At 67.7% G+C, this 13,036-nt stretch carries 11 protein-coding genes and 1 tRNA gene; 5 read left to right on the top strand and 7 right to left on the bottom strand.

The window, feature by feature from the left end:
* Window positions 1–6 precede the first annotated feature (6 nt).
* From AO501_RS11560 to AO501_RS11540, 5 genes are all read right to left on the bottom strand, one after another.
* Window positions 7–2,001, bottom strand: a complete 1,995-nt coding sequence (locus tag AO501_RS11560; RefSeq protein WP_055577839.1) for an acetyl-CoA carboxylase biotin carboxylase subunit — start codon at window positions 1,999–2,001, stop codon at window positions 7–9.
* A 1-nt stretch (window position 2,002) separates the two neighbouring features.
* Window positions 2,003–3,580, bottom strand: a complete 1,578-nt coding sequence (locus tag AO501_RS11555; RefSeq protein WP_055577838.1) for a carboxyl transferase domain-containing protein — start codon at window positions 3,578–3,580, stop codon at window positions 2,003–2,005.
* Complete coding sequence (locus AO501_RS11550) at window positions 3,577–4,224, bottom strand: CoA transferase subunit B (RefSeq protein ID WP_055577837.1); 648 nt, start codon at window positions 4,222–4,224, stop codon at window positions 3,577–3,579. The genes AO501_RS11555 and AO501_RS11550 overlap by 4 nt, the downstream gene beginning before the upstream one ends.
* A 91-nt stretch (window positions 4,225–4,315) precedes the next feature.
* Window positions 4,316–5,059, bottom strand: coding sequence for a CoA transferase subunit A (locus AO501_RS11545; protein ID WP_055577836.1), 744 nt, complete (start codon window positions 5,057–5,059; stop codon window positions 4,316–4,318).
* A gap of 103 nt (window positions 5,060–5,162) precedes the next feature.
* Window positions 5,163–6,806 (bottom strand): AMP-binding protein, encoded by a 1,644-nt coding sequence (locus AO501_RS11540; protein WP_055577835.1) that lies wholly within the window; start codon window positions 6,804–6,806, stop codon window positions 5,163–5,165.
* Between the two features lie 66 nt (window positions 6,807–6,872).
* On the opposite strand from AO501_RS11540, the gene AO501_RS11535 reads away from it, so the two are divergent.
* Window positions 6,873–7,514, top strand: a complete 642-nt coding sequence (locus AO501_RS11535; RefSeq protein ID WP_055577834.1) for a TetR/AcrR family transcriptional regulator — start codon at window positions 6,873–6,875, stop codon at window positions 7,512–7,514.
* Between the two features lie 67 nt (window positions 7,515–7,581).
* Window positions 7,582–8,373, top strand: coding sequence for an MmpS family transport accessory protein (locus tag AO501_RS11530; protein ID WP_055577833.1), 792 nt, complete (start codon window positions 7,582–7,584; stop codon window positions 8,371–8,373).
* On the opposite strand, the gene AO501_RS11525 is transcribed toward AO501_RS11530, so the two are convergent.
* A complete protein-coding gene (locus tag AO501_RS11525; RefSeq protein WP_082658559.1) occupies window positions 8,370–9,734 on the bottom strand; it encodes an MFS transporter in 1,365 nt (454 codons plus the stop codon). The genes AO501_RS11530 and AO501_RS11525 overlap by 4 nt on opposite strands.
* Window positions 9,735–9,809: 75 nt before the next feature.
* Here AO501_RS11525 and cmrA point away from each other — a divergent pair, with 75 nt between their 5' ends.
* The gene (gene cmrA, locus AO501_RS11520) at window positions 9,810–10,616 is read left to right on the top strand and encodes a mycolate reductase (protein ID WP_055577832.1); all 807 of its coding nucleotides are present in this window, start codon (window positions 9,810–9,812) and stop codon (window positions 10,614–10,616) included.
* Window positions 10,617–10,619: 3 nt separating this feature from the next.
* On the opposite strand, the gene AO501_RS11515 is transcribed toward cmrA, so the two are convergent.
* Window positions 10,620–12,167, bottom strand: coding sequence for a helicase HerA-like domain-containing protein (locus tag AO501_RS11515; protein WP_055577831.1), 1,548 nt, complete (start codon window positions 12,165–12,167; stop codon window positions 10,620–10,622).
* Between the two features lie 97 nt (window positions 12,168–12,264).
* On the opposite strand from AO501_RS11515, the gene orn reads away from it, so the two are divergent.
* Both orn and AO501_RS11505 read left to right on the top strand, forming a co-directional pair.
* Window positions 12,265–12,912 (top strand): oligoribonuclease, encoded by a 648-nt coding sequence (orn, locus tag AO501_RS11510; RefSeq protein ID WP_055577830.1) that lies wholly within the window; start codon window positions 12,265–12,267, stop codon window positions 12,910–12,912.
* A gap of 28 nt (window positions 12,913–12,940) precedes the next feature.
* A tRNA-His gene (locus AO501_RS11505) sits at window positions 12,941–13,016 on the top strand.
* The last annotated feature ends 20 nt before the right edge of the window (window positions 13,017–13,036 follow it).

Genomic DNA, 13,036 nt, shown 5'->3' with positions numbered 1-13,036 from the left:
GATTCGCTAATCCTTGCTTTCTGTTGCTTCTTTGGTGGCCGGGGCCAGGCGGGCCAGCACCTGGTCGACTGTCACCTGGTCACCGACGGACACCAATACCTCCACCTGCCCGGAGACGGGTGCCGCCAGCGAGTGCTCCATCTTCATCGCCTCGACGACCACCACCACGTCGCCCTCCGAAACCTCGGTGCCCGAATCCGCCTGTACCGCAATGACGCTGCCCGGCATGGGGCTGACGACCTCAGCCGGACGCTCGCCCGCGGCGCGGTGGATCTTGTGCTCCTCGGCTTCGCGGATGTGCCAGGTACCCCGCTCGTCGGCGATCCACAGATGCCGATCGGCCTCGGCCCACCGGTACTCCCGGCGCACACCGCCGAGCACCACGCTCAGCCGGCCCGACTCGAGTCGCGCGCTCGCGGAGACGGTTTCACCCTCCCCGACCTGAACCTCGGCCGCATCCGGCAGGCCCCACACCGAGACGGTCTCGGTGCGCTGCGGGGTGCGCATCGCGGTGCGCACCGGGGCGCTCTCCGCACCGACCCGCCATCCGCTCGGAGCGGCCCACAGGTTGCCGCGAGCTCGCCGTTCCAGGGCCCACTGGACGTACAGGCCCCCTGCGGCGAACACATCGTCCGGTGCCGGCAGCGGCTCGAAGTCACCCAGCCGCTCGTCCAGCAGCGCGGTGTCGAGATCCCCGGCCTGCACCCGTTCGTCGGCGAGCAGAAAGCGGAGAAACTCGATGTTGGTCTGAACACCCAGCACTGCGGTCTTCGACAATGCCTGATCGAGCCTCGCCAGCGCCTGCGCCCGGTCCGTCCCGTGGGCGATCACCTTGCTCAGCATCGGGTCGTAGTCGCTGCCGACCACCGTGTCGCTCAACAACGACGAGTCCACGCGAACGCCGGGACCGCACGGCTCGACGACCCGCAGTACCCGGCCGCCGGTGGGCAAAAACCCGCGCGCCGGATCCTCGGCGTAAACTCGGGCTTCGATTGCGTGTCCACGCAATTCGATGTCGTCCTGCGCGAACGCCAGTTTCTCGCCGGCGGCCACCCGCAGCTGCCACTCGACGAGGTCCAGCCCGGTCACCTCCTCGGTGACCGGGTGTTCCACCTGCAGCCGGGTGTTCATCTCCATGAAGAAGAACTCGTCGGGACGGTCGGCGGAGACGATGAACTCCACGGTGCCGGCGCCGACGTAGTCGACACTGCGGGCGGTGTCGCACGCCGCGGCGCCGATCCGCGCCCGGGTCGCAGGGTCCAGCAGGGGTGACGGCGCCTCTTCGATCACCTTCTGGTGGCGTCGTTGCAGGCTGCATTCACGCTCGCCGAGGTGCACGACGTTGCCGTGGGTGTCGGCGAGCACCTGAACCTCGATGTGTCTGGGGCGCAACACAAAACGCTCCAGGAACAGGGTGTCGTCACCGAACGCGGAGGCGGCTTCGCGTCGTGCGCTCACCAACGCCTCACGCAACCGGGCGGGGTCCTGCACCATCCGCATGCCTTTGCCGCCACCACCGGCGGACGGCTTGACCAGCACCGGGTAGCCCACGTCGTCGGCCGCGGCGATCAGCTCGTCATCGGTCAGGCCCGGCCGCGCGATCCCGGGCACCACCGGCACGTCGAACGCCGCGACGGCGTTCTTGGCGGCGATCTTGTCGCCCATCACCTCGATCGCGCGCGCCGGCGGCCCCAGGAACACCACCGCGGCCCGGTCGCAGGCAGCGGCGAAATCCGCGTTCTCCGAAAGGAATCCGTACCCGGGGTGGATCGCCTGCGCCCCGGTCTGCACCGCGGCGTCGACCACCTTCGCGATGTCGAGATAGCTTTCCCGGGCCGGCGCCGGCCCCAGCCGTACCGCGCAGTCGGCTTCGAGCACATGGCGGGCATCGGCGTCGGCGTCGCTGTAGACGGCGACCGAACGTATTCCCAGCCGGCGCAGCGTGCGGATCACCCGTACCGCGATCTCGCCGCGGTTGGCCACTAAGACAGTGTCAAACATGTCACATCCGGAAGACGCCGTAGGAGACCGATTCCAGCGGGGCATGGGCGCACACCGAAAGTGCGAGTCCCACAACCGTTCTGGTATCGGCGGGGTCGATGATGCCGTCGTCCCACAGACGGGCGGTCGAATAGTAGGGGTTGCCCTGGTCCTCGTACTGCGCGCGGATCGGCGCCTTGAACGCCTCTTCCTCCTCGGGCGACCAGGGCTTGCCGGAGGCCGAAAGCTGTTCACCGCGCACGGTTGCCAGCACCGAGGCGGCCTGTTCGCCACCCATCACCGAGATGCGCGCATTCGGCCACATCCACAGGAACCGCGGAGAGTACGCGCGTCCGCACATCGAGTAGTTTCCTGCGCCGTAGGATCCGCCGATCACCACCGTCAGTTTGGGGACCCGCGCACACGCCACAGCGGTGACCATCTTGGCGCCGTGTTTGGCGATTCCGCCCGCCTCGTAATCGCGGCCGACCATGAACCCGGCGATGTTCTGCAGGAACAGCAGCGGGATCCGGCGCTTGTCGCACAGTTCGATGAAATGCGCTCCCTTGACGGCGGATTCGCCGAACAGCACGCCATTGTTGGCGATGATGCCCACCGGGTGGCCGTGGATGTGCGCGAAGGCGGTCACCAGCGTTTTACCGTAATTCGCCTTGAACTCGCTGAACTGGCCGCCGTCGACCAGGCGCACGATCACCTCGTGGACGTCATAGGGCACCCGCGGGTCCGGGGGCACCACGTCGTACAGCTCGGCCTGGTCGAAGTTGGCGCTCACCGCCGGCGCGATGTCCCACTGTGCGGGTTCGCGCGGGCCGAACGTGGCGGCGATCGAACGCACGATCCGCAGCGCGTCCTCGTCGTCCTCGGCCAGGTGGTCGGTGACCCCGGACACCCGGGAATGCAGATCCCCGCCGCCGAGCTCCTCGGCGGTGACGATCTCGCCGGTGGCCGCCTTCACCAACGGCGGGCCGCCGAGGAAGATGGTGCCCTGCTCGCGGACGATGACGGCTTCGTCGCTCATCGCCGGCACGTAGGCGCCGCCGGCGGTGCACGAGCCGAGCACCGCCGCGACTTGCGGAATTCCCTTGGCGCTCATGGTCGCCTGGTTGTAGAAGATCCGGCCGAAGTGTTCGCGGTCGGGGAACACCTCGTCCTGGCGGGGCAGGAAAGCGCCGCCGGAGTCGACGAGGTAGATGCAGGGCAGCAGATTCTGCAGCGCCACCTCCTGCGCCCGCAGGTGCTTCTTGACCGTCATGGGGTAATAGGTGCCGCCCTTGACGGTGGCGTCGTTGGCGACGATCACACACTCGCGGCCCGACACCCGCCCGATGCCGGTGATGATGCCCGCCCCGGGGGACTCGTCGCCGTACATGCCGTTGGCGGCCAGCGCGGCCAGTTCCAGGAACGGGCTGCCCGGGTCGAGCAGGCGGTCCACCCGTTCGCGGGGCAGCAGCTTGCCGCGGCTGACGTGCCGCTCGCGGGCGCGCTCGTTGCCGCCGAGGGCGGCCGCGGCGAGTTTCTCGTTGAGGTCGGCGACCAGCCGGCGGTGCTCGTCGGCGAAGGACGGAGCTATTGTCGTCACCGCGTCACCAGGTCCGAAAGAATAAGCGGCGGCTGGGTTTTGGCGACCACCTCGTCGACCGAGACGTCCGGGGCGGTCTCGATGAGGTGCAGGCCGTCGTCGCGGACGTCGATGACCGCCAACTCGGTGACGATCCGGTTGACGCAGCCCACACCGGTCAGCGGCAGGGTGCAGCGCTCCAGGATCTTGGGGCTGCCATCCTTGGCGGCGTGCTCCATCATCACGATCACCTTGCGGGCGCCGTGCACCAGGTCCATCGCGCCGCCCATACCCTTGACCATCTTGCCGGGGATCATCCAGTTGGCGAGGTCGCCGGTGACCGAAACCTGCATGGCGCCAAGGACAGCCACGTCGAGGTGGCCACCGCGGATGATCCCGAATGAGGTCGAGGAGCCGAAAAACGACGCGCCGGGCAGCACAGTCACCGTCTCTTTGCCGGCGTTGATCAGGTCGGCGTCGACGTCCTCGCGCCGCGGGTAGGGCCCGACGCCCAGGATCCCGTTCTCCGAGTGCAGCACGACGTGGACGCCGTCGGGAATGTGGTTGGGGATCAGCGTCGGCATTCCGATCCCGAGGTTGACGTATTGGCCGTCCTCGAAATCGGCGGCGATCCGGGCCGCCATGTCATCTCTGCTCCAGGTCACCGCTTGCCCCTTTCCCCCGCGAGTGTGCGGCCAGCTTCACATTCGTCGCCGAGCGTGCGGCCAGCCTCACATTCGGCGCCGTCGACCGCCATCACCGCACCGTCTCCTTCTCAATCCGCTTCTCCGGGTTGGGCACGTGCACCACGCGCTGCACGAACACGCCGGGCGTATGCACGGTGGCCGGGTCGATCTCACCGGGCTCGACCAGGTGCTCGACCTCGGCGATGGTGATGCGCCCGGCCGGCGCGCATTCGGGGTTGAAGTTGCCGGCGGCGTAGCGATACACCAGGTTGCCGTGCCGGTCGCCCTTCCAGGCGTGCACCAGCGCGAAATCCGTGCGGATCCCCCGCTCGAGAACGTAGGTCACACCGTCGAACTCGCGGGTCTCCTTGGGCGGCGACACGATAGCGACCTCGCCCGAGGCGTCGTACCGCCACGGCAGCCCACCGTCGGCGATCTGGGTTCCCACTCCGGCCGGGGTGTAGAAACCGGGAATGCCCATGCCGCCGGCCCGCAGCCGCTCCGCCAGGGTGCCCTGCGGGGTCAGCTCCACCTCGAGTTCGCCGGAGAGGAACTGCCGCGCGAACTCCTTGTTCTCGCCTACGTAGGACGAGATGGTCCGACGGATTCGCTTGTGCAGCAGCAACACTCCCAGACCGATGCCGTCGACGCCGCAGTTGTTGGACACCGTCTCCAAGTCGGTGACCCCGAGGTCGGCCAACGCCGAGATCAGCGCCTCCGGGATGCCGCACAGCCCGAATCCCCCGACGGCCAGCGACGAGCCGTCGGTTATGTCCGCGACCGCCTCCGCGGCGGTAGCCACCACCTTGTCCATTTGTCGCAGAGCCTCCGATTTCAGTTAATAATCATTAACTAAGTCAGTGAGAATACCATTCCCAACCGGGTGCGTCCAGGGCGGGTGGGCCGCTCAGCAGCGGCTACGGACTGCCGCGGAGCCACTCCATCGCCGCCTCGCGCATCTCGACTTTGCGGACCTTGCCGGTGACCGTCATCGGGAACTCCTCGACGATCCGCAGATACCTCGGAATCTTGAACCGGGCGATGCGGCCTGCGCAGAACTCCCGCAGCTCGTCGATGGTCAACTCCGCGGTCCCGTCGCGTAGCTTCACGACGGCCATGACCTCCTCGCCGTAGCGTTCGTCCGGCACTCCGATCACGTGTGCATCGACGATGGCGGGATGGGTGTGCAGGAACTCCTCGATCTCGCGCGGCGAGATGTTCTCGCCACCGCGCATGACGATGTCCTTGATGCGTCCGGTGATCTGCACGTACCCGCAGGCGTCCATCGCGGCCAGGTCCCCGCTGTGCATCCATCCGTCTGCGTCGATCACCTCGGCCGTCTTCGCCGGGTCATTCCAGTAACCCGACATCACCGAGTAGCCGCGGGTACAGAACTCACCGGACGTGCCGCGCGGCACCGTCTGGCCGGTACCCGGGTCCACCACCTTGATCTCCAGGTGCGGACCCACCCGGCCAACGGTAGAGACGCGCCGTTCCAGCGCATCGTCGGTGCGGGTCTGCGTTGACACCGGGCTTGTCTCGGTCATTCCGTAGCAGATCGAGACCCCGGGCATGTGCATGCGCCCGATCACCTGACGCATCACCTCGACCGGGCACGGCGCACCCGCCATGATTCCGGTGCGCAGGCTGTCCAGCTCGTAGTCGGCGAAATCCGGCAGGCCGAGTTCGGCGATGAACATCGTCGGCACTCCGTACAGGCTGGTGCAGCGTTCGGCGTGCACCGCATGCAAGGTCAGAGCGGGATCGAAACTGGGCGCCGGGATGACCATGCAGGCGCCGTGGCTGGTGGCCGCCAGGTTGCCCATCACCATGCCGAAGCAGTGGTAGAAGGGCACCGGGATGCAGATCCGGTCGTGTTCGGTGTATTCAAGCAGCTCCCCCACCAGGTAGCCGTTGTTCAGGATGCTGCGGTGGCTGAGCGTGACGCCCTTCGGGTAACCCGTTGTGCCAGAGGTGTATTGGATGTTGATCGGATCGGCGGGCGACAGCGTCGCTGCCACCTGCGCCAGCACGCTCAGGTCGGCGTCGGCGGCGGCCAACTCATTCCAGCGATCGGTTCCCATGATCACCACGTCGCGCAGATCGACACAGTCCGGCCTGACCTCGGTCAGCACCGACAGATAATCGGCGTCCCTGAAACCGGGGGCGGCGACCACCATCGAAATCCCGGACTGCTGCACGGCGTAGGCCAATTCGCGTGCCCGATAGGCCGGATTGATGGTCACCAGGATCGCCCCGATCTCGGCGGTGGCGTACTGGACGAGAACCCACTCCCACCGGTTGGGCGACCAGATGCCTACCCGATCCCCCACACCGATGCCGGCCCGTAACAGCCCACTCGCCAACCGGCGCACGTCGGCGACGAATTCGGTGTAGCTCCACCGCCGACCCGCCGCGACATCGACCAGTGCGTCGCGCGACGCGAACGTCGTTGCGGTGTCTGCAAGATTCGCGCCGATGGTCGTCTCGAGCAGTGGCGGCACAGCCGGACCGCGTTCGTAGGAAAGCGGTTTGCGTTCTGCGGCGTCGGTGGTTGCCACGGTTCCTCCGGCCGGTGATTGGGTGCTACGTTAGTGACGATTAACCGACATGTCCAGGAGGCCGTCATGCCTGCGTCCGCCCCGGACAACGAACCCGGACCGCCCGAGCCGCCAAATCGCCGCAGCCAGTTGAAGTCCGACCGGCGCCAGCAACTGTTGTCGGCTGCTGAGCGGCTGTTCGCCGAGCGCGGATTCCTCGCGGTGCGGCTGGAAGACATCGGCGCCGCCGCCGGCGTGAGCGGGCCGGCCATCTACCGCCACTTCCCCAACAAGGAATCACTGTTGGTCGAGCTGCTGGTCGGCATCAGCGCCGGGTTGCTCGCCGGCGCGCGGGCCGTGCAGGCCCGTGGCGCCGGCGCGGCCGCGACCTTGGACGGCCTGATCGATTTCCACCTCGACTTCGCACTCGGCGAACCTGACCTGATCCGGATTCAAGACCGTGATCTTGCCCACCTGCCCGCGGCCGCCGAACGGCAGGTACGCAGGGCCCAGCGGCAGTACGTGGAGATCTGGGTGGGAGTGCTGCGCGAACTGCACCCCACCCTCGCCGAAGCCGACGCCCGGCTGATGGCACACGCCGTATTCGGGCTGTTGAACTCCACGCCGCACAGCATGAAGTCGGCCGAGACCAAGCCTGCCCGCACGCTCCGGTCGCGCGCGGTCATGCGGGCGATGACCCTCGCAGCGCTGACCGCCGGCGGCCAGTAGCCACCCGCGGGGTTGAGCCGGTCCTGAAACCCGTACGGCGCGATGCCCGGTACCCTTCGAAGTGGATATGAACGATCCACGTCGCACCCAGCAATTCGGTCCCCCTCAACCGGGGTCTAGTTCGTCGTGGGCGCAGCACCCCGGGGATTCGGAACCCGTCGACTACCCGGCATACGCCGATGAGATGCCCTACGCCAGCTACGGCGGCGGTGGCGGTTCGCCATGGTCGCCCGGCGCCTATCAACCCAACGCCACCCAGCAGTTGCCGCCGCAGTACTGGCAGCAGGATGGGCCGCCGAAGGCTGAACAACCCCCGGAGGGCCCGCCGCGTTCACCACGCTGGTTGTGGTTCGTGGCCGGCGCGGCGGTGTTACTCGTCATCGGTCTGGTCGTGGCGCTCGTCATCGCCAACGGATCGCTGAAGCAGCAGACCGCGATCGAACCCCTGCCTCCGGTGCCCAGCACCACGGTCGCTCCCCCGACCACCCGCACGACGTCGCCGCCCTCGACCACCCGCAGACCGCCGCGCACCACCACGACCGCGCCGCCGGGTACGACCACGCCGCCCGGGGCGCCGCCCAACACACCGGGTGCCATGCAGACGGTCGTCTACACCGTCTCCGGTGAGGGCCGCGCGATCAGCGTGATGTACATGGACGCCGGCGACATGATCCAGACCGAGTTCAACGTGGCCCTGCCGTGGACCAAACAAGTCAGCCTGTCCACCTCGGCGAAGGCCCCGGCGAGCGTCACGGTCGTCAACATCGGCCACGAGATCACCTGCTCGGTCACGGTGGCCGGGGTGCAGGTCAGACAGCGCACCGGACAGGGCCTGACCATCTGCGACGCCCCGCGCTAATTCGGGACACGCACCTTCAGCATTGCCAGCAGCCCGACCAGCAGCACCAGGCAGATGCCGCCCAAACCGGCCCGGGCCACGCCGAAGATGTCGACGAAGACGGAGAACAACCACGGCCCCAGGAAGGCCACCGCGCGGCCCGTCATCGTGTACAGCCCGAAAGCCACACCCTCCTTGCCGTTCTGCGCCATGCGCAGCAGCAGCGCCCGCGCCGACGACTGGGAAGGGCCGATGAAGAGACACAGCAGCAGCCCGCACACCCAGAAAGCCAGCGCACCGGACAGGGCCAGCAAGCTGAGTCCCGAGGCGAGGATCGCCGTCAGCGACACCACGATGACCAGCTTGGAGCCCACCCGGTGGTCGATCAACCCGCCCAGCACCGCACCAATCGCGGCCACCACGCTCCCGGCGACCCCGAAGATCAGCACGTCGGCCTTCGACAGGGTGTAGACGTTGACGCCCAGCACCGCGCCGAACGCGAATATCGCCGCCAGGCCGTCCCGGAAGATCGCGCTGGCCACCAGGAAGTAGACGAGATTGCGGTCGCGCCGCCACTCCGCGGAGATGTCGATCCAGAGCTTGCGGTAGCCACCGAGCAGGCTGGTCTGCGGAACGACCGCTGCCGTTACCGGATCGGTCGACCGGCGGGCGACAAGCAGCAAAGGCAGTCCCAGGATCGCCAGCCACGCCGCGGCCAACAACATCGCCGCCCGCACGTTGAACCCGTCGTGGGTGGACAGGTGCAGCAGGCCGCGCTGCTCGCCGTCGCCGGTCATGAAGCCCAGATAGACCAGGATCAGCAACAGAACGCTGCCGACGTAGCCCGCTGCCCAGCCGAAGCCGGAGATGCGCCCGGCCGTCGCCGGCGTCGAGAACTCCCGCAGCATCGCGTTGTAAGGAACGCTGGCCAGGTCGCCGCACGCCGCCGTCGCGGCCAGCAGCGCCAGGCCCGCGAACAGGTAGCCGGGCTGATCGCGAATCTGTGACATTCCGCACGTCGTCACCACCGCGAGACCGGTCAGCACGCCCAGCGCGACATGCCGTCGGTGCGGCGACGCCACCCATACGCCGACGACCGGCGCCAGCAACGCCACGACGATCCCCGCGACGGCTCCGGCACGCCCCAGCCAGCTCTCCGGCGTGGCGCCGCCCGGGGTCCCCTCCCCGACACTGCTGGTCAGGTAGACGGAGAACACGAAGGTCGCGGTGATCGCGTTCAGGCCGGTGGAGCCGCAGTCCCACAGCGCCCAGGCCGCGATCCGGGAGCGTTTCGCGGCGGGCCACAGCTCGTCGCGCCGAGCCTGCGAATCTTCAGGCTCGGCGCTCTGGCGATCCGCCGCGCCCGCCCCCGGGTCACTCATGCACAGAACTTTATTGCTTGGCGCCGCACACCCGCTCCGCCCGCCCGCTCCCGTGCACTGTCTACGATCGTCGTCATGCCGGTACCCGCTCCCAGCCCTGACGCACGCGCCGTTGTCACCGGGGCTTCCCAGAACATCGGCGAGGCGCTGGCCACCGAGCTGGCCGCCCGCGGCCACAGCCTGATCATCACCGCGCGACGCGAGGACCTGCTCAACAAGCTCGCCGCCCGGCTCGCCGACAGGTACCGCGTCACCGTCGAGGTGCGGCCGGCCGACCTCGCCGACCCCGCCGAGCGCGCCCGGCTCTGCGACGAACTGGCCACCCGGCCGATCTCTATCCTGTGCGCCAATGCCGGCACCGCGACATTCGGTTCGGTCGCCGATCTCGACCCGGCCGGCGAGAAGGCCCAGGTGCAGCTGAATGCCGTTGCGGTGCATGACCTTACGCTGGCGGTGCTGCCCGGCATGATCAAGCGCGGCGCCGGCGGAATCCTGATTTCGGGCTCAGCGGCCGGCAATTCGCCGATTCCGTACAACGCCACCTATGCCGCCACCAAGGCCTTCGCCAACACCTTCAGCGAATCGCTGCGCGGTGAAGTCCGCAAGCACGGCGTGCACGTCACACTGCTCGCCCCCGGTCCGGTGCGCACGGATCTGCCCGAAGGCGACGAACGGTCGCTGGTGGAGAAACTGGTGCCCGACTTCCTGTGGATCTCGACCGAACACACCGCGCAGGTGTCGCTGGATGCGTTGGAGCGCAACAAGATGCGCATCGTCCCCGGGCTGACGTCGAAGGCGATGTCGGTGGCGAGCGGATACGCGCCCCGGGCCATCGTGGCGCCGATCGTGGGCGCGTTCTACAAGAAGCTCGGCGGCGGATAGCTTTCAGCGCCGGCGGCGTCCGGAGCCGAAGATGCTGCGCACCGCTTCGCGTATCGCCGTGTTGATCCCGCTCTTCACCGTGGGGTTCTTCAGCACTTCCTCCCACACGGCCGGCCCCTTCGGCTCGGCCGGCGCGGGCATGGGTGGCAACTCGTAGTCCGTCGGCAGCCCCGGATAATCGGGAATCGACGGAGCTTGACCGCCCGTTGTGATCAGCGGGGGCTCGGGTTGCTCGATCGTCTGCCCGTACTTGGCGTGCAACGGACTTGCCTTGGCCGCCTTGTTGACCTCATCGGTGCCGATGGCCCCCATCAGCGACCGGGGCACGCGCATGCGCGTCCAGGCCACCGGCGTCGGTGCGCCCTTTTCGGACAGGACGGTGACCACGGCCTCGCCGATGCCCAGTGACGTCAACGCCGATTCCAGGTCGTAGACATCGGTTTTCGGGTAGGTGCGAACGGTCTTGCTCAGCGCCTTCTGATCGTCGGGGGTGAAGGCCCGCAGCGCGTGCTGGACGCGGGCACCCAGCTGGGACAGCACGTCGTTGGGGAGGTCGGTGGGCAGCTGGGTGCAGAAGAACACCCCGACGCCCTTGGACCGGATCAGCTTGACGGTCTGCTCGACCTGCTCGAGGAACGCCTTGGACGCGTCGGCGAACAACAGGTGCGCCTCGTCGAAGAAGAACACCAGTTTGGGCTTGTCGATGTCGCCGACTTCGGGCAGCTGCGCGAAAAGGTCTGCCAGCAACCACATCAGGAACGTCGAGAAGATCACCGGCCGTAACGACTGGCCACTGAACTCCAGCAGGCTGATCGTGCCGCGACCCTGGTTGTCAGTGCGCAGCAGATCGTTCGGGTCCAGCTTCGGCTCACCGAAGAAGGTGTCACCGCCCTCGCCCGCGAGGTTCACCAGCGCCCGCAAGATGACGCCCGCCGTCGTCGCCGACACCCCGCCCAGGGACTTCAGATCGGCCTTGCCCTCATCTCCGGCCAGGTGGCTGATGACCGTCCGCAGATTGCTCAGGGTGACCAGCGGGCGGTTGTTCTCCTTGGCCCAGTGGAAGATGAGTCCGAGCGTCGACTCCTGAGTAGCGTTGAGGCCCAACACTTTCGATAAAAGAACCGGCCCGAAGCTGTCCACCGTCGCGCGCACCGGCACGCCGATGCCCTCTGTGCCCAGCGACAGGAACTCCACCGGGTAACCCGTCGGCTCCCAGTTGTCCCCGGTGTCCCTGGCGCGCGCGGCGGTCTTGTCATTGGCCTCTCCGGGACGGGACAGACCGGACAGGTCGCCCTTCACGTCGGCCATGAATACCGGCACTCCGGCGGCACTGAGCTGCTCGGCGATCAGCTGCAACGTCTTGGTCTTGCCGGTTCCGGTGGCCCCGGCCACCAGGCCGTGCCGATTGATGGTGGCCAGCGGAATCCGGATCTGCGCCGTCGGGTCGGACTGGCCGTCGACGACGACGGTGCCCAGCTCGAGCGCCTGGCCCTGGACGGCATAGCCCGCCGCAATCCGCTGCGCGGGTCCTGGCTCTGATTCAGTGCTCATCGACGCCCCTCGCTATGTGGGAAAGCATCACCCTACTTCCCCGTGCCTGGCAGGGGCAGGGCTTCCCTGAGCTGCGCGTGGGCTTAGTGTGTGCCCTGTGCGTGACGAACTGGTGTGGATCGACTGCGAGATGACCGGGCTCGATCTGGGGTCGGACAAGCTGATCGAAATCGCCGCCCTGGTCACCGATGCGGACCTCAACGTTCTGGGCGACGGAATCGACGTGGTGATCCACGCCGACGACGCCGCGCTGTCCTCGATGATCGACGTCGTCAAGGACATGCACTCCCGGTCCGGGCTGACCAACGAGGTCAGGGCGTCCGCCGTCGACCTGGCGACCGCCGAGGCGATGGTCCTCGACTACATCCACAAGCACGTCAAAGCGCCCAAGACGGCGCCGCTGGCCGGCAATTCGATCGCCACCGACCGGTCCTTCATCGCCCGCGACATGCCGGCCCTGGATGCCTTCCTGCACTACCGGATGATCGACGTCAGCTCGATCAAGGAACTCTGCCGGCGCTGGTATCCGCGCATCTACTTCGGGCAGCCGCCCAAAGGCCTCGCGCACCGCGCGCTCGCCGACATCCACGAGTCGATCCGCGAATTGCAGTACTACCGGCGAACCGCGTTCGTACCCCAGCCCGGGCCCGCTACCAGCGAAATCGCCGCCGTCGTGGCCGATCTTCAGGGCGAAACGGACACCGAAGAGGAAATCGATTCGGCCGACGAGCGCTCAAGCGGTTAGTATCGACGTCGCCGCGCATGCGGCCATGGTGGGTGTAGTTCAGTTGGTAGAGCGTCAGGTTGTGATCCTGAATGTCGCGGGTTCGAGTCCCGTCACTCACCCCACTCACAATCCCCGGCCACGC

Origin of the sequence: Mycobacterium gordonae (genome assembly GCF_001417955.2) — a bacterium.
Classification (GTDB): Bacteria; Actinomycetota; Actinomycetes; order Mycobacteriales; family Mycobacteriaceae; genus Mycobacterium; species Mycobacterium gordonae_B.
Note: the sequence above shows the minus strand (reverse complement) of the source record. Positions and strands in the feature narration are given on the sequence as shown.

Bases quoted from the DNA above. Each gene is read 5' to 3' on its own strand.
- AO501_RS11560 (WP_055577839.1), bottom strand. From the start codon at position 2,001: ATGTTTGACACTGTCTTAGTGGCCAACCGCGGCGAGATCGCGGTACGG.
- AO501_RS11545 (WP_055577836.1), bottom strand. From the start codon at position 5,059: ATGGACAAGGTGGTGGCTACCGCCGCGGAGGCGGTCGCGGACATAACC.
- AO501_RS11535 (WP_055577834.1), top strand. From the start codon at position 6,873: ATGCCTGCGTCCGCCCCGGACAACGAACCCGGACCGCCCGAGCCGCCA.
- AO501_RS11530 (WP_055577833.1), top strand. From the start codon at position 7,582: ATGAACGATCCACGTCGCACCCAGCAATTCGGTCCCCCTCAACCGGGG.
- AO501_RS11525 (WP_082658559.1), bottom strand. From the start codon at position 9,734: ATGAGTGACCCGGGGGCGGGCGCGGCGGATCGCCAGAGCGCCGAGCCT.
- cmrA (WP_055577832.1), top strand. From the start codon at position 9,810: ATGCCGGTACCCGCTCCCAGCCCTGACGCACGCGCCGTTGTCACCGGG.
- AO501_RS11515 (WP_055577831.1), bottom strand. From the start codon at position 12,167: ATGAGCACTGAATCAGAGCCAGGACCCGCGCAGCGGATTGCGGCGGGC.